Here is a 17,408-nt window from a genome sequence, read left to right as displayed (position 1 = left end):
TCATTAGGATAAATAATACGACCTTATAATATACAGACTATCAAAACACATACAAAAAAATACAAAAATTCAAACCAAGTCCTCACATTTTTTATACTATAAATATCTATCCAATAAATGTACTGTGAACGCAATACCCATAATACCCTCACATGCATAACTTTTATCATACAACACAACTGCAAAAAAAAATTGACTAAATATCACTCAACATTATACATTATATTACAGTTTATTATTATTATCAAACTTACCAGTACCTATAATTATATTATTGTCTAACAATCAAAAAGACAATTTTCAGCATCTAACTACTGCACAATATTTTACATGTCATATATATTAAGAAATAATACTATTTCATATTAAAACAAAAAATAACGTTGCGTCATTGGTAATACAGATGCAGGATCACAAGTTAATAACTCTCCATTTGCGCGTACTTGATAAGTTTGTGAATCTACTTCAATAATTGGTTGCCAAGAATTATTAATCATGTGCTTTTTTTGAATATTTCTACATTTACAAACTTCACCAATCAAACTAACCAACTGCAAACAATTTATCAATTCTGAATTATACGCAACATGAGATACAAATGTCATACGTGTAGAATGTTTTGCACTACCACGTGCTCCAAACATTAATCGATAATGCACTGGTTGTGGAGTAGGTATAGAAGCATTAGGATCTCCCATAACAGAAGCAACAATCATACCACCTTTTATTATTAATTCTGGCTTAACTCCAAAAAAAGCAGGAGACCACAATATTAAATCCGCTAATTTTCCAATTTCAACAGAACCAACTTCATGAGAAATGCCATGAGTTATTGCTGGATTAATAGTATACTTAGCTATATATCTTTTTATACGAGTATTATCATTATATTTATCATCACCTAATAATGAACCACGCTGTAATTTCATTTTGTGTGCTGTCTGCCAAGTACGCAAAATAACTTCTCCAACTCGCCCCATAGCCTGAGAATCAGAAGAAATCATGGACAAAGCTCCAAGATCATGTAGTACATCTTCAGCTGCAATTGTCTCCCTACGAATTCTAGATTCTGAAAATGCCATATCCTCAGGAATATTGGGATCAAGATGATGACACACCATCATCATATCTAAATGTTCATCTATCGTATTAACAGTGTAAGGCATGGTAGGGTTAGTAGACGATGGCAACACATTATTAAATCCACACATACGTATAATATCCGGAGAATGCCCACCACCTGCACCCTCAGTATGATAAGCATGGATCGTCCTATCCTTAATCGCAGATACAGTATCCTCAAGAAATCCTGATTCATTTAAAGTATCAGTATGAATAGAAACCTGCACATCAAACCGATCAGCCACATCCAAACAACAATCAATAACAGCAGGCGTTGCTCCCCAATCTTCATGCACCTTTAAACCAATCGCCCCAGCAATTATTTGCTCTTCTAAAGCATCAGGTAAAGAAGCGCTACCTTTACCGGTAAGCCCAACATTAATAGGTAAAGTATCCGCTACCTGCAGCATACGAGATAAAAACCAAGGGCCTGGAGTACAAGTTGTTGCATTACTCCCTGTTGTTGGACCAGTACCCCCTCCAATAAATGTAGTAACTCCAGAACACAGCGCTTCTTCTGCTTGTTGAGGGCAAATAAAATGAACATGAGAATCAATACCTCCAGCTGTAACAATTTTCCCTTCTGCTGCTATTACTTCTGTACCTGGTCCAATATATATCGTTACATCTGGTTGCACATCTGGATTTCCTGCTTTTCCAATACCTGATATACGACCATTATTTATACCAATATCTGCTTTTACTATCCCCCAATAATCAATAATCATTGCATTAGTTAATACTAAATCAACACAATTTGCACTACTCATTTGCCCTTGACCCATACCATCTCGTATGACCTTACCTCCCCCAAATTTCACTTCTTCTCCGTAAACAGTAAAATCCTTTTCTATCTTTATCCACAATTCAGTATCTGCTAAACGTACAGAATCACCAACAGTTGGGCCAAATAAAGAAGCATAATCATATCTAGATAATATCGTATTCATAATTAATTTCATTCACCCATAATTTCTTTACAAAATCCATAAATTTTACATGCTCCTGCATACTTTACAAGTTCTACAGTCCTAGACTGTCCTGGTTCAAAACGTACTGCTGTTCCCGAGGGAATATTTAAGCGAAAACCACGAACAATAGCTCGATTAAATTTTAAAGCAGAATTAACCTCATAAAAATGAAAATGTGAACCAATTTGTATAGGTCTGTCTCCATAATTCACAACAGTTACCAACACCCGCTCCCTTCCAACATTTAATTCTATTTTTCCACAAGAAAAACGTAATTCACCTGGAATCATATTATTTCTATCTTCACTAATTCATTATCAAATTATTGGATCATGTATCGTCACCAATTTAGTTCCATCAGTAAAAGTAGCTTCTACTTGTATATTAGTGATCATTTCAGGTATTCCCGTCATAACATCATCCCTAGTCAACACATTTTTACCTATATCCATCAATTCAGCAACAGTTTTCCCTTCGCGAGCACCCTCTAAAATTATAGAACTAATCAGTGCTATTGCTTCTGGATAATTTAATTTTAATCCACGATTACGACGTCTTTCCGCTAATAATGCTGCTATAAATAACAATAATTTATCTTTTTCACGGGGTAATAACTTCATATAAATAAATATTCCTTATTTATGTCGACCAAATGCGAGGTACAGTAACTTCTCTCCCAATTATAACAGGACGTATAGTATACCAAATACAATGCAACAAACTTTTTAAGTATTGATTATCATTACCTAATAATCGTACTACAAGAATCTCATCCAACAACGTAGCGCCTCCAATTTGAAAATGTTTAACCGATGTAATTAGTTTGCGTACTTTATTTAATATCTCTTCATCTGATGGAATAGCGAAAAGTAAAGCACTTATTTGAAATCCACCTAATTTAATAACACAATTTAATTTGTTTATTCGCAAACGTTCTTGTAAACCAACAGAATTATATAAAAAAACATTCAAACAAATATCTACTTCTTCTGGATAAACATCTGCACCCAATGACACATTTCCAAAATGTAACATTTCAAAAGATATAACTTTAGATCCTTGTTCTATAATAAAAGTAGTATCTACTTTTGCTTTTGTTTTAGGAAAAAAAATACTGCTCTGCGGAACCCATTCAAAAGCAGTATTACCTTCCAACTTAAACGTATTTTTCTGTACTGCACACATTCCGTTACTGCTATAAAATTTAGCAGCACCAGGTGTCGTTAACAATGCACGACTCCCTGATTCTAATTGAACGTCTAACATCAATTTATCTCCTCCAACTAATCCACCAGGAGGATGCAATAAATATACGTGCGGAGTATTATCATTATCTGAATAAAAACTTTTTTTCACGTAAAATGGACCAACATGTTTACATTTTGTCAGTACACTACGTCCCTTACGCACGGCAAAATTTAACTCTAACTCCCCTAACCAACCTTCAAATAATTTCTGATATAATTCAGTGCTCATTAAAATCTAATATAAAATATTTTTAAAAACTACAACAACAAATCCATCTACATATAAAAATCATTATTACAATAAAACACTATACCTAATTCTATCAAAAACAACAACATAACTTAAACAATTCGTATATATATATATATATATATTTAAAACATTATAAATCCATATAAATAACAGTCCATATAATATATATCTCAGTATAGACAACACTTACTCTTAATCCTCATTGTTTCAATTTTTTATCAATAATACATACAAAAAAAATCAAACAATCTTAAAAAATCACTATATAATACAAATCTTTCTCAACTGTTTATTTTATAGACGACATAAATATACAAACCTTAACATTTAAACTTATATGTTTATTCCCATTCAATAGTAGCTGGAGGTTTAGAAGAGATATCGTACACTACACGAGATACCTCCTCAACTTCATTAACAATACGATTAGATACCTTATTTAAAAAATCATAAGATAAATAAACCCAATGTGCTGTCATAAAATCTACAGTTTCTACCGCGCGCAGTGCTATCACCCATTTATATTTACGTCGATCACCTTGTATCCCTACTGAATATATAGGTAAAAACACTGCAAAAGCCTGACTAACTTTGTAATACAAATTATCACGCTTCAACTCCTCAATAAAAATAAAATCTACTTTACGTAAAATGTCGCAATATTCCTTTTTTACCTCACCTAATATTCTAACAGCTAAACCAGGACCTGGAAATGGATAACGATAAACTATATCATAAGGCAAACCTAAATCTACCCCAATGTTACGAACTTCATCTTTAAATAAATTTCTTATAGGCTCCAATAACCGAATACCCATAATTCCAAAAAAACCACCTACATTATGATGTGATTTAATTACATTTTTACCAGAAGAAAAGGTCCTACCAGATTCAATAACATCTGAATATATCGTGCCTTGAGCTAACCATTTCACTCCTACTAAACCACGAATTTGTTCTTCAAACACTTCTGTAAAAACCCTTCCAATTACTTTTCTTTTTTCCTCTGGATCAACAACTCCAATTAAAGCATTTAAAAATTGTTGTTCTTTAGATACATAAATAACATCCAAATTATAATTTTTAGCACATACATCTCTAATCCTGTTAAATTCATAATTTAATAACAATCCATTATCAATAAAAATACAAATAAATTGACGGCCAATTGCACGTCGTAGTAACAAAGCTGTAACAAGAGAATCAATCCCACCTGACAAACCAAGCACTACTTTATCCTTACCCACTTTCATCCGAATATCCATAACAACATTATTTATAATATTAGTTATTTTCCAAGAAGATTGACAACGACAGATACATGTAATAAAACGCTCCAAAATAAATTTTCCTTTTTTAGTATGAGTAACTTCCGGATGAAATTGTACACCATATAAACGACGATCTTCATTGGCCATAATAGCAACTTGATTATATTTATTAACACCAATAATACTAAAACCTTTAGGAACAGTAGTAATAACATCTCCATGACTCATCCATACATCAAGCGTTAAACGCCCTGTCACACCATCAACACAATCATAAATGTCATTTATAAGAACATTTTCAGAAAGAATTGTTATCTGAGAACAACCAAATTCACGCTGTACAATTGCATGTGTTACTTGCCCACCCAATTGCAACGACATAATCTGCATACCATAACAAATACCAAATATAGGTACACCTAATTGAAAAAAAAATTCAGGAATATACGGAGCATGCCTTTCGTTAACACTATGAGGCCCTCCAGAAAGAATAATACCTTTAGGATTAAAGGCAAATACTTGGGATTCACTAATATTCCACGAACAAAGTTCAGAATATACCCCCAGTTCACGAATTCTTCTCAATAGCAACTGAGTATATTGAGATCCGAAATCTATCACTAAAATACGATGGTCATTGTATTTTATACTATATCTTTTCCTTCGATTTACATTCATCATTCATTAATTAACCACATGTTTAGTGACTAATAACACCGACTACACCACGTGAATAACATATTTATTTATACATACGTAACATTTTCATCATTAATCATCTTACACGATAATTGGGTGATTCTTTTGTTATCATTACATCGTGCACATGACTTTCTCTCATACCAGAAGGACTAACACGCACAAATTTAACCTGTGTTCTTAAATCATTAATAGTAACGCAACCTGTTAAACCCATACAAGAACGTACGCCTCCCATTAATTGATGTATAATTGCCTCCAAATTTCCTTTATAAGGAACACGTCCTTCTATACCTTCCGGTACCAATTTATGACTAATAACAGAATCCTGTTCTTGAAAGTATCGATCAGCAGAACCTTGATACATAGCTCCTAAAGATCCCATACCCCGATAAGTTTTAAAAGACCTACCTTGATAAAATTCTATATCTCCTGGCGATTCCTCTGTACCTGCTAGTAACGAACCAATCATTACACAATGCGCGCCAGCCGCTATCGCTTTAGCAATATCCCCCGAAAAACGAATGCCTCCATCCGCAATGACTGGAACACTCATATTTTTTAATGCTTCCGCTACATCAGAAATAGCTGTAATTTGAGGAATTCCTACACCAGTAATGATACGAGTAGTGCAAATAGAACCAGGCCCAATACCGACTTTCACTGCACTAGCACCAGATTTTACCAGCGCTAAAGCCCCCTCTTTCGTAACAACATTACCCCCTATGATAGACAAATCAGGATACATATTTCGAATAGTTTTAATACAATCTAAAACCCTATCTGAATGTCCATGAGAAGAATCAATAAGCAATACATCTAAACCAACAGCAACCAATCCTTCAACACGTTCTTTATAATCATTTCCTACCCCAATAGCAGCACCAACACATAATCTTCCATAATCATCTTTGCAAGCATGTGGCTTACGTTTTGCTTTTTCAAAATCTTTTGCCGTAATCATACCTTTAAGATGAAATAAAGAATCAATCAATAAAATTTTTTCTACTCTCTTATCATGCATTTTACTCAATACTATTTCCCTATTTTCTTCTTCTCGTACTGTAACTAAACGTTCTTTAGGAGTCATAACAGAAAACACTAAATTTGATAAATTGTTAACAAATCTAACATCACGACTTGTAACAATACCCACCAATTCATTCGTATTCATAACAACTGGATAACCAGCAAACCCATTACAAGCAGTTAACTCTTTCACTTGCAGCAAGGTCGTATCAGGAGTAACACACTTTGGATTAGTTACCACTCCACTCTCATAACGTTTAACTCTACGTACTTCATTAATTTGTTTCTCTACGGACATATTTCTATGAATAAAACCTAAACCACCCTCCTGAGCTAAAGCAATGGCCAAATCTGATTCAGTCACCGTATCCATTGCTGACGATACAATAGGAATATTTAAAGCAACAGAACTAGTAAGCGAACTTTTTAAAACCGTTTCCGTAGGAAGTACTTTTGAACAAGACGGAACGATTAAGACATCATCAAAAGTTAAAGCCTCTTTAATACAACGTAACATGAAATTATCTAACATAACGAATAACTAAATAAATTACACCACTATACACTACAGTATAGTTCCATCATTATACTTTAAGACTATCCAAATATAACACACAATACCTTAACCAATCTCGCCCATATTAATATTAAAACTCACCATTAACTCAACCCACAACCAAATAATCAAGACCAACACCTTAAGCTCATTAAATCACATTATGTATAATACAATATCTAAAAATGTCATTTTTAGCATAAATTATGTAATTAATCAAGTTTTAACATGTAAGTTGCAAAAATTTATCATGACAAATTCTATCAAAGTTATACATATTGATATGATAATCATCAACAAATATATTGTTATATATAAAGTTTATATAAAAAAATTATATTTTTGACCTGATAACAAGCTATTATATTAATAATATCTTTATATTTGATAATTTTAAATTTAATTGAATAGTAGTTTTATTATATTTTTATAACTTATTTATGCTCTTGTCAAAAAATAACTTAATTACACTAAAATTAAAAGTAGATTAATTACATTAAAAAGCTTACTATATGACAAATAATTTATATTATCATACTAAAAGTTTTATTTTTTTTATTATTAAAAATCAAAAAAGACGCTAAATATAATTTTATTAAGTTATAAAAATGAGTAATACTGATGTTTTCACTAAACAACATCATTTAATTAAAATTACATCTCATGCAGATGTAGTGTTGATTGGTGCTGGAATCATGAGTGCAACTTTTGGTATGTTTTTAAGAATTCTTGAGCCAACTTGGAAGATTCATATATATGAACGTCTTCACAAACCAGCACAAGAAAGCTCTAATGTATGGAACAATGCTGGCACTGGACATGCAGCATTTTGTGAACTCAATTACACTCAATATAACCACAAAGATTACTCCATTGACATCTCAAAAGCTATTGCCGTTAATGAAGCATTTGAAATATCACGGCAATTTTGGGCATATTTAGTACAAACACAAGTAATTAAGTGTCCCAGTTCTTTTATCAATAGTGTCCCACACATGAGTTTTGTATGGGGTGAAGAAAATGTTTATTTTTTAAAAAAACGTTTTCAAGCATTGCAAAGCAGTATTTTATTTAGTGGTATGGTTTTTTCTGAAGATCTACAGCAAATTCATCAGTGGATTCCTCTTGTTGTTAACGGTCGTAACACATCTCAAAAAATAGCAGCTACTCGCATGGAGATGGGTACGGATGTTAATTTTGGAGCACTTACTCAACAGTTATTGAACAAATTAAAAAAAAGTTTAAATTTTAATATGTATGTACAACATGACGTTGAATGCATAAAACATAATAACGACACAACTTGGAATGTACATATAATTGATCAACAATCTAAACAAAGAAAATGTATTCACACAAATTATGTCTTTGTAGGAGCAGGAGGAAGATCCCTTAGCCTGTTACAATCTTCTGATGTTCCAGAAATTAGTGGATATGCTGGATTTCCAGTAGGAGGCCAATTTTTAGTCACAAAAAACCCAAAAATAGTGACACAACATTTAGCTAAAGTATACGGGAAAGCATCCATTAACACACCCCCAATGTCAGTTCCTCATATGGATACTAGAATATTAAATGGTGATAAAATTTTATTATTCGGTCCATTTGCTACTTTTAGTAGTAAATTTTTGAAATATGGGTCATGGTTAGATCTATTTCATTCTTTCAATAAACACAATTTTATTCCAATGCTTCAAGCTGGAATAGATAATTTTGATTTACTTAAATATTTAATTCATCAATTAACTATGTCAGATATGAAACGTATTGACGAACTTAAAAAATATTATCCAACAGTTAATCCATCAGATTGGACTTTAATAAAAGCAGGACAACGTGTTCAAATTATTAAAAAAAATAATAAAAACAGAGGCATACTACAATTTGGAACAGAAGTAGTCAGTTCTAATGATCGTACTTTATCAGCACTCCTTGGCGCATCTCCAGGGGCATCTACTGTAGTGTCAATAATACTAGAGCTTTTAGATACGATGTTCAATGATAAAATTGATAGTGATACATGGAAAAATAAACTTATAAATATGATCCCATCATATCCTAATAATTTAAACAATAATATTATTTTAGTAAATAAAATTAGACGCTATACTTGCAATATTTTGAAATTAAATTACATAGAAGCAACAGATCATCAGCACCCAACGTGCTGATTTATTAGATAAATACTAATTTATGATTAATTGTATGCTTATATATTTTTACTTATTAAGAAATGGATTAATAGTATCCTTAAAACGTACATGTAATAAAACACCTGGAATATTTAGCATACAATAAAAATAATTTTTTAAATATCGTTTATAATCAACAGGTAATTTACTAACATGAGTACCATGGATTATTAGAGTTAGTGGTTCGTGTTTACCAATATGAACATATTTAGGTTTAATTCTACTACCATATAAAAATGGAGGAGGATACTTAGATATAGCTGCATGCATTATACGAATCAAACGTGCTGTATTAATAATTTTTGTAGCACGAAAAAAAGGATATGTTTTTTCAATTGATTGAAATAATGTTTTCATGCCATTTCCGTATAATGCTGAAATAAAATATATTTGAGTAAAATTAACAAAATTTATTTTTTCATATAATTCATTCTTAGTTTTATTACGTAAATTTGGAGATATTTTATCCCATTTATTAAAAACGATGATTAAAGATTTACCATTATTTACAATAAATCGTAATAAAGATAAATCCTGATCAGATATCCCCACATTTACATCTCCTATGAACAACAGGAGCGGGACGGTCTTAATAATCTGCAATGTCTTTACAATAGAAATTTGCTCTGCTGTATTCTTTATTTTTTTCCTTTTTCTCACACCTGCGGTATCAACCAATATATATTGTTGATCATTATATATTATAGGCACATACACACAATTTCGAGTAGTTCCTGGTGTACTGCAGGTAATCATTCGATTTTTCCCTAACATATGATTAACAAAAGTAGATTTACCGGAATTAGGTCGGCCTACAACAGCTAATGTAATAGTAGGATCTGTTTTATCCCAAAAAGAACCTATATTGCTATGATAAATAACATTATTTACATTGATTTCAGATGTATTATTTCTGTGAAAAAATATATTTTTTGAAACAAATGAAGATATTTTTTCTAATAAATTATCCATTCCATGTCCATGAATTGCAGAAATAAAAATAACATTTTTTATACCAAAAGAATAGTAATCCCATATCATGGTATGTATATGGTATGGGATATCATCAATTTTATTAATGATAACAAATATAATTTTTTTTAATTTTTTTAAAAAATTTACAATATCATAATTTATAGACGACTCTACAGATTGTCTATCCATCATAAATAGTACAATATCAGCTTCTTTTATTGCGAGAGTTGTTTGATAGGTTACATGATTTTCAATACTTTCTATGTGTATATTATATAATTCGTCAATACCTCCAGTATCAACAAGAATACATTTACATTGTTTATATAACATATAACCATATTGTCGATCTCGTGTTAATCCTGGATAATTAGATATTAAAGCATCATGCGTACGTGTTAATTTATTAAACAATGTAGACTTACCTACATTCTTCTGCCCAACTATTGTAATAACAGGTAACATTATTTAATCATCTATAAATAACATATGTACATATTTACCTGCGATAATTTCAATATTATATGCATAATACGGTTATTCCTATATTTTAAGTAATTTATTTATAAAAAAAACAATATAACTCGCTGAAATAACAATTTTTTTTATAATCAGTAATTATAACGCAATAGAAAAAAAATAGCTTTATAATATTTAAAATTATATATAGTCATTTAATATTTATAACTTTATTAATATCCATATAATCTTATTTTTTCTGAAATAATTGACACTCATATTATACTTACTTATGATAAACAAGTTTATGCGTAGCATGTAATATATGCTTTAATCTTGCGGACACCGCGTGGTGTTGTAATATTTCTTGAGTTCCTAATTGTAAATCTTTTAGAATAATCGTTTTTTCAAGAGCATTCTTCTCACTCATGATTAATACCACTTGTGTCTTATATTTATTAGCATAATAAAATTGTTTTTTTATACTACCACCTCCATGATGTACCATTAATCGTATAGATGGCAACATTGAACGAATATGTTCAGATAGTAGCATTGAATGTTTTTGAGAATTACGCCCTAAACTAATCAAATATACATCAATGTATATATTTTTATTCAAAATAGTGCTGTCATTAATTTTCTGTAGCAACAATATCACACGTTCTAACCCTATAGAAAATCCTACTGCAGGCATCGAATGTCCTCCTAATTCCTGCACTAATTCATCATAACGGCCACCAGCACAGATAGTCTTTTTTACTCCTAAACTATTAGTAACCCATTCAAAAACTGTTCTGTTATAATAATCTAAACCACGTACTAAATACGGATTAACTGCATACGGAATCCCTAAGAAATCTAACAGTTGACATAATTCAGAAAAATGAACATGTGAAGCATCATCTAAATAATCACTTAACATAGGAGCATGTAGCAATAATTCTTTAATCTTGCTATTTTTAGTATCTAATATTCGCATTGGATTGGAATATAAACGACGTAAAGCATTATGATCTAAATTTTTTAAATTTTTTTCTAAAAAAGTTATTAATCTTTTACGATAATTTATTCTAGATGATAATGAACCAATTGAATTTAATTCCAACGATAAATGATGATTGATTCCCAATTTCTTCCAACAACGAGTAGTAATTAAAATTAATTCAGCATCTATATCAGGTCCTATTTGACCAAAAGCTTCAGCACTAAACTGATGAAATTGTCTATAACGCCCCCTTTGAGGACGTTCATAACGAAACATTGGTCCAAGATACCATAGACGCTGCTCTTGATGATAAAACAATCCATGCTTGATGCCCGCTCGAACACATCCAGATGTTCCTTCTGGACGTAATGTTAAATTATTACCGTTTCGATCATTAAAATTATACATTTCCTTCTCTATTACGTCTGTAATTTCCCCAATTGAACGTTTAAACAAATCTGTATTTTCAACAATAGGAAACCGGATTTCCTTATATCCATAACTTTCTAATATAGTTATAAGCACATTTTCTATATACTGCCATATGACCGTATCTTTTGGCAAATAATCATGCATACCACGAATAGATTGGATATTTTTTTTCATATTTAATCCGTCATATTTTTAATCATTTATTCATTGTATGTGACACAGGATGACTATTTTCACTTAACAACTTAGATTTAGCTCGAATACGACGTTCTAATTCTTCAACTATTGATATGTTATCACAACGTTTTTTTTGTCGTATACCATCTTCATATATACCACTTTTATTATGTGCGCCAGCAACTCCAATCGTTGATTTCAATGCTTCTCCTGGTCCATTAACTACACATCCAATAATAGATACATCCATAGGTGTTGTAATATCACTTACTTTTTCTTCTAAAGCATTCACTACATTGATCACATTAAATTCTTGTCGCGCACATCCCGGGCAAGCTATAAAATTAATACCATGAGCACGAATCTTTAAAGCTCTTAAAATATCAAATGCCACCTTTACCTCTTCTACAGGATCTGTAGCTAACGATACTCGTATTGTATCTCCAATACCTTCATTTAATAAAAAACCTAAAGCTATTGCAGATTTTACCGTACCATTACGTAAAGCTCCAGCTTCAGTAAGACCTATATGTAGAGGTTGATCTATTTTTGATGCTAATGCACGATATGCTTTCATTGTTATTTGTACATCAGAAGATTTAACACTGACTTTAAATTGATGAAAATTTAGTTTATCTAAAATATCTACCTGCCTCATTGCTGATTCTAATAAGACATATTCTGTTGGATTACCATCATATTTTTTTTGTAAATCACGTTCAAGAGAACCAGAATTTACACCAATTCGAATAGATATATTTTTATCTTGAGCGCAATGCACTACAGCTCGAATACGTTTATCATTCCCGATGTTACCAGGATTGATACGTAAACATTCTGCTCCGTACTCAGCTGCTTTTAATGCAATACGATAATCAAAATGAATATCTGCTACTAGTGGAACATTGGTTATTTGTCGTTTAATTACTCTGAAAGCTTCAGCTGCATCCATAGTAGGTATTGATATTCGAACGATATCCACTCCCGCCTTTTTTAAGGCATTGATTTGAGTAATTGTCTCTAATACATTTGTGGTACGAGTGTTTACCATAGATTGAACCGCAATAGGCGCTCCATCTCCAATAGGAACATTACCAATATAAATGCGTGTAGATTTTCGACGAACAATATTCGTAATCTTATTCATATTTTCTCCGGTATTTTCATGTTTTAAAAACATAAATACATGACTATATAAAACATAAGTATATATAATCATATACTTATGTTGCAAACAATTATATTTATTTAAATTTATTTGTTATATAAAGTAAGGATGTTGTGTGATTTTCTCACAGAAAATTATAATTTTTACAAGTTTCGATACATACTACGTACGATACACACAATTATTATCGGATTCATTATTTTAATTTTAGTATAAACAAGATCAAAACCACATACATTGAAAATATTATATATACCTGTTTTATTAATTTATCTCATGATATTTGATCAGTGTTATCTATTTTTTCACAAAAAAACGTATTACAACAATGCATACGGTTAATTACTTCTCCTGTCAATTGTCCACAGGCAGCATTAATATCCACGCCTCTTATTTTTCGTATAATGGTTACTATATTATGTTGTAATAGAACCTTAAGAAATGAATGTATACGAATGCGAGAACTACATGTGTATTGTATATTTGGAATTGGATTCCATGGAATTAAATTAATTTTACAAGGAATACCTTGAAGTTGTTTCGCTAATTGATGAGCATGTAAAACATCGTCATTAATATGATTTAATAACACATATTCTATTGTTACTCGGCTATGATTATATTTATTTTTTTTCACATAATTACGCACCGCTTCTAATATACTATTAATATTATACTTTTTATTAATTGGCATTATCTTATTTCTAATAACATCATTTGGAGCGTGTAAAGATATAGCTAACGGTATATCAATCATATCTTTTAGTTTTTTTATACCTGGAACGACACCAGCAGTAGAAAGAATAACATGTCGTTTCGATAATCCAAACCCAAAATCATCTAATATAAGTTTTATCGCTGACACAACATTAATAATATTTAATAAAGGTTCTCCCATCCCCATAAACACTACATGAGTAATAGGAAATCTATTTGTTATTTCTTTTTTTCTATTAAGAGTAATATATTGTGCTGCTCTCCAAACTTGACCAATAATCTCTGATATTTGCAAATTTCTATTAAAACCCTGTTGAGCTGTTCCACAAAAACTACATCCTAAAGGACATCCAATTTGAGATGAAACACATAATGTAGTTCTTATATTTTCAGGAATATAAACTGTCTCAATTTGTTGTTCATCAATTTTCATAGCCCATTTAATCGTACCATCTAAAGATAATTGCTCTGTTGTAATTATTGGAGCACGAATTTCTGCCACTTGATTCAATTTTTTTTGCAAAGATTTACTTAAATTTGTCATCTGATTAAAATCATCACAATAATAATGATATACCCATCTCATCACCTGATAAGCACGGAAAGATTTTTCGCCTAATTTAGAAAAAAAAATTAGTAGTTCTTCTTTGCTCATATTAAGGAGATTAACCTTTTTTGGATACATAATAAAACATCTTTCACTATCTTAGTATTTCACGTAAAACAAACTATCTTCCACCTTCTATTGGCATGAATTTAACAGGAAAAAAATTAAACCAGCATATTATTTTCATGCTTAAAGCTCTTTTTTAACAAACAAACACTTATTTTTTATTCATAAATGCTAAAATATCTATACGTACTGATCATTTAAATATCAAAAAAATAAGAAATCTCACGTGCAGCAGATTGCTTAGAATCTGACCCATGAATAGCATTTTTAGTACAATTGTACCCGTAATCAGATCTAATTGTACCAGCTAATGCATGCATGGGATCGGTAGCGCCCATAATTTCTCTATTACGTTGTATTGAATTATGGCCTGCTAATATTTGTACAAATATTAAACCCGAAATCATAAAATTTATTAAATTTTCAAAAAAAGGTTTATTTTGGTGCTCACAATAAAACTCAGAAGCTTGTGTATATGTTAATTGTAACATTTTAGCTCCTATCACCATAAAACCAGCAGTTTCAAATCTATTAATTATAGATCCAATTATATTTTTAGCAACTGCATCTGGTTTAATGATTGATAATGTATTTTCTTTAGAAGATATCAACATTGCCATTAATTCCTATTTATATTATTACACAAAAAATAAAAATCACTTACCTTAAATAATATCACTGTATCTTATTTACATTGTACAAAATCTATGTTATAAATGAAGTATTATTCCTTAAATCAAAATAATAAAAATACATTAATCAATTACATCATACCCATATTTTATAACGAAACATTTTTTAACTATTAATTATATGAGTTGAACGATTTTTATCCATAAAATCTTACTATTTACAATATAAATAAAACAAATATTCAGTATTAATTTAAATAAAATATCTAAATATATGTGAAATATCACTAACTACCAAAATATTCAATAATAAAAATATAAAAAATAAAATAATGACCATCTAATATATCAAAGATAACCCTTAAAAACATCACTTTTTTTATTTATATAATCGAACAACATAAATAAAATTATCAAATTCTTTATAGATACATTGTTTGGTATGCGCAAATTCACGTATAAAATAAATCATTTTATTTTTCTATAAAAATTATAATAAATTTAGCATAGCGTTTAACTTCATCACGGTAGTAGTTATATGATGAATGGCATATTCTATTTCTTCCTCGGTTGTAAAGCGCCCTATAGAAAATCTAATAGAATTATATGCTAATTCACTATTTCTTCCCAAAGCTTGTAATACATGTGATGGATTTAAGGCACCAGAAGTACAAGCAGAACCAGAAGATAATGCAAAATCTTTCAATGCAATCATTAATGTTTCACCATCAATATTACTGAAACTAATATTTAATAATGTACCTACACTATGATCTAAATCACCATTAATTAATATTCCCTCAATTTGTTGTAAACCTTGCCATAAACGATCTCTCATTTTTTTTAAATAAATCATTTCTGTTACCATTGTTTCTTTAGCTAAACGATACGCTTCAGCCATTCCAACAATTTGATGAACCGGCAATGTACCAGCACGTATGCCGTATTCATGTCCGCCGCCATGTATTTGAGCAGTAATACAAATTTTTGGATCTCTATGTTGTCGTATATATAAACCACCAATACCTTTTGGGCCATATAATTTATGACCGTTAAAAGACATTAAATCTACTGGTAAAACAGATAAATCAACATGTAATTTACCAACACTTTGAGTTGCGTCTACGTGAAATATTATGTCATGTAGACGACATAATTTCCCAATCTTGGTAATATCTTGGATTACACCAATTTCATTATTTACATGCATAATAGATAATAAAATTGTATTATCTCGTAATGCATCACTAATTTGATCAAAATCTATTAATCCATTAGGTTTTGGAATTATACGAGTAATTTCAAAACCTTTATTTTCAAGATACTGACAGGTATCTAACACCGATTTATGTTCTGTCATACTAGTAATAATATGCTTACCCTTATTACAATAAGCTTGAGCTATCCCCTTAATAGCTAAATTTACTGATTCAGTAGCTCCTGAAGTAAAAATGATTTCATGTGGTTCAGCTCCTATCAACTGAGCAATTTGTTTACGAGATATATCTACCGCTTCTTCTGCTTTCCAACCATAATAATGAGAACGAGAAGACGAATTACCAAATATGCCATCTAGGGTAAGATATTTTACCATTTTTTCTACTACTCTGGGATCCACAGGAGTAGTAGCAGCATAATCAAAATATATTGGCAACTTCATCTAATACACTCCAAAATAAAAAATTCGTTCTAACATAGAAAATGTAAAAATATTATATAATCAACACCATTTATATAATATAAAAAAATTAAATATTCTAAATATATATCTATTCTTAAGTTGTATGTATATCTTGCATAAACACATTGTGCTATATGATTATTATTTGTTACTATAGAAAACATTA

The 17,408-nt window shown here is 30.4% G+C and carries 13 protein-coding genes; 1 reads left to right on the top strand and 12 read right to left on the bottom strand.

The features are described 5' to 3' along the window. Positions 1-365: 365 nt before the first annotated feature. The 6 genes from ureC to guaB form a co-directional block, all read right to left on the bottom strand. Positions 366-2,072: an urease subunit alpha gene (ureC, locus tag GN161_RS02310; protein ID WP_159715183.1), complete on the bottom strand. Its 1,707-nt coding sequence runs from the start codon at positions 2,070-2,072 to the stop codon at positions 366-368. Between the two features lie 8 nt (positions 2,073-2,080). Continuing rightward, positions 2,081-2,383 carry an urease subunit beta gene (locus tag GN161_RS02305; RefSeq protein WP_159715181.1) on the bottom strand — a complete coding sequence of 101 codons (303 nt, stop codon included), beginning with the start codon at positions 2,381-2,383 and terminating at the stop codon, positions 2,081-2,083. 27 nt (positions 2,384-2,410) lie between these two features. Beyond that, on the bottom strand, positions 2,411-2,713 hold the full coding sequence (locus GN161_RS02300) for an urease subunit gamma (RefSeq protein WP_159715170.1): 303 nt from the start codon (positions 2,711-2,713) through the stop codon (positions 2,411-2,413). A 19-nt stretch (positions 2,714-2,732) separates the two neighbouring features. After that, the gene (locus tag GN161_RS02295) at positions 2,733-3,569 is read right to left on the bottom strand and encodes an urease accessory protein UreD (protein ID WP_159715168.1); all 837 of its coding nucleotides are present in this window, start codon (positions 3,567-3,569) and stop codon (positions 2,733-2,735) included. 365 nt (positions 3,570-3,934) lie between these two features. After that, a complete protein-coding gene (gene guaA / locus GN161_RS02290) occupies positions 3,935-5,542 on the bottom strand; it encodes a glutamine-hydrolyzing GMP synthase (protein WP_181950848.1) in 1,608 nt (535 codons plus the stop codon). A gap of 97 nt (positions 5,543-5,639) precedes the next feature. Continuing rightward, positions 5,640-7,109: an IMP dehydrogenase gene (guaB, locus tag GN161_RS02285; protein ID WP_159715556.1), complete on the bottom strand. Its 1,470-nt coding sequence runs from the start codon at positions 7,107-7,109 to the stop codon at positions 5,640-5,642. Positions 7,110-7,756: 647 nt separating this feature from the next. Between guaB and mqo the strand changes: the two genes are divergently transcribed. After that, a complete protein-coding gene (gene mqo / locus GN161_RS02280) occupies positions 7,757-9,319 on the top strand; it encodes a malate dehydrogenase (quinone) (protein WP_159715166.1) in 1,563 nt (520 codons plus the stop codon). A 48-nt stretch (positions 9,320-9,367) separates the two neighbouring features. Here the strand turns inward: mqo and der are convergent, their stop codons facing one another. The 6 genes from der to GN161_RS02250 all read right to left on the bottom strand — a co-directional run bounded on the left by der (position 9,368) and on the right by GN161_RS02250 (position 17,221). Continuing rightward, complete coding sequence (gene der / locus GN161_RS02275) at positions 9,368-10,780, bottom strand: ribosome biogenesis GTPase Der (protein WP_159715164.1); 1,413 nt, start codon at positions 10,778-10,780, stop codon at positions 9,368-9,370. Between the two features lie 280 nt (positions 10,781-11,060). Continuing rightward, a complete protein-coding gene (gene hisS / locus GN161_RS02270; RefSeq protein WP_159715162.1) occupies positions 11,061-12,368 on the bottom strand; it encodes a histidine--tRNA ligase in 1,308 nt (435 codons plus the stop codon). A 22-nt stretch (positions 12,369-12,390) separates the two neighbouring features. Then, positions 12,391-13,518, bottom strand: a complete 1,128-nt coding sequence (gene ispG, locus GN161_RS02265) for a flavodoxin-dependent (E)-4-hydroxy-3-methylbut-2-enyl-diphosphate synthase (protein WP_159715160.1) — start codon at positions 13,516-13,518, stop codon at positions 12,391-12,393. Positions 13,519-13,813: 295 nt separating this feature from the next. Beyond that, positions 13,814-14,941: a dual-specificity RNA methyltransferase RlmN gene (rlmN, locus tag GN161_RS02260; RefSeq protein WP_159715158.1), complete on the bottom strand. Its 1,128-nt coding sequence runs from the start codon at positions 14,939-14,941 to the stop codon at positions 13,814-13,816. Between the two features lie 185 nt (positions 14,942-15,126). After that, on the bottom strand, positions 15,127-15,543 hold the full coding sequence (gene ndk / locus GN161_RS02255) for a nucleoside-diphosphate kinase (RefSeq protein WP_181950847.1): 417 nt from the start codon (positions 15,541-15,543) through the stop codon (positions 15,127-15,129). 508 nt (positions 15,544-16,051) lie between these two features. Next, a complete protein-coding gene (locus GN161_RS02250; RefSeq protein WP_159715156.1) occupies positions 16,052-17,221 on the bottom strand; it encodes an IscS subfamily cysteine desulfurase in 1,170 nt (389 codons plus the stop codon). Positions 17,222-17,408: the final 187 nt, after the last annotated feature.

Source organism: Blochmannia endosymbiont of Camponotus nipponensis (assembly GCF_009827135.1).
GTDB lineage: Bacteria > Pseudomonadota > Gammaproteobacteria > Enterobacterales > Enterobacteriaceae > Blochmanniella.
The sequence above is the reverse complement of the archived record's forward strand: the minus strand, read 5'-3'. Positions and strand labels throughout refer to the sequence as shown.

Bases quoted from the DNA above. Each gene is read 5' to 3' on its own strand.
- GN161_RS02295 (WP_159715168.1), bottom strand. From the start codon at position 3,569: ATGAGCACTGAATTATATCAGAAATTATTTGAAGGTTGGTTAGGGGAG.
- GN161_RS02305 (WP_159715181.1), bottom strand. From the start codon at position 2,383: ATGATTCCAGGTGAATTACGTTTTTCTTGTGGAAAAATAGAATTAAAT.
- GN161_RS02300 (WP_159715170.1), bottom strand. From the start codon at position 2,713: ATGAAGTTATTACCCCGTGAAAAAGATAAATTATTGTTATTTATAGCA.
- der (WP_159715164.1), bottom strand. From the start codon at position 10,780: ATGTTACCTGTTATTACAATAGTTGGGCAGAAGAATGTAGGTAAGTCT.
- guaA (WP_181950848.1), bottom strand. From the start codon at position 5,542: ATGAATGTAAATCGAAGGAAAAGATATAGTATAAAATACAATGACCAT.
- hisS (WP_159715162.1), bottom strand. From the start codon at position 12,368: ATGAAAAAAAATATCCAATCTATTCGTGGTATGCATGATTATTTGCCA.
- ureC (WP_159715183.1), bottom strand. From the start codon at position 2,072: ATGAATACGATATTATCTAGATATGATTATGCTTCTTTATTTGGCCCA.
- guaB (WP_159715556.1), bottom strand. From the start codon at position 7,109: ATGTTACGTTGTATTAAAGAGGCTTTAACTTTTGATGATGTCTTAATC.
- ispG (WP_159715160.1), bottom strand. From the start codon at position 13,518: ATGAATAAGATTACGAATATTGTTCGTCGAAAATCTACACGCATTTAT.
- mqo (WP_159715166.1), top strand. From the start codon at position 7,757: ATGAGTAATACTGATGTTTTCACTAAACAACATCATTTAATTAAAATT.
- rlmN (WP_159715158.1), bottom strand. From the start codon at position 14,941: ATGTATCCAAAAAAGGTTAATCTCCTTAATATGAGCAAAGAAGAACTA.
- GN161_RS02250 (WP_159715156.1), bottom strand. From the start codon at position 17,221: ATGAAGTTGCCAATATATTTTGATTATGCTGCTACTACTCCTGTGGAT.
- ndk (WP_181950847.1), bottom strand. From the start codon at position 15,543: ATGTTGATATCTTCTAAAGAAAATACATTATCAATCATTAAACCAGAT.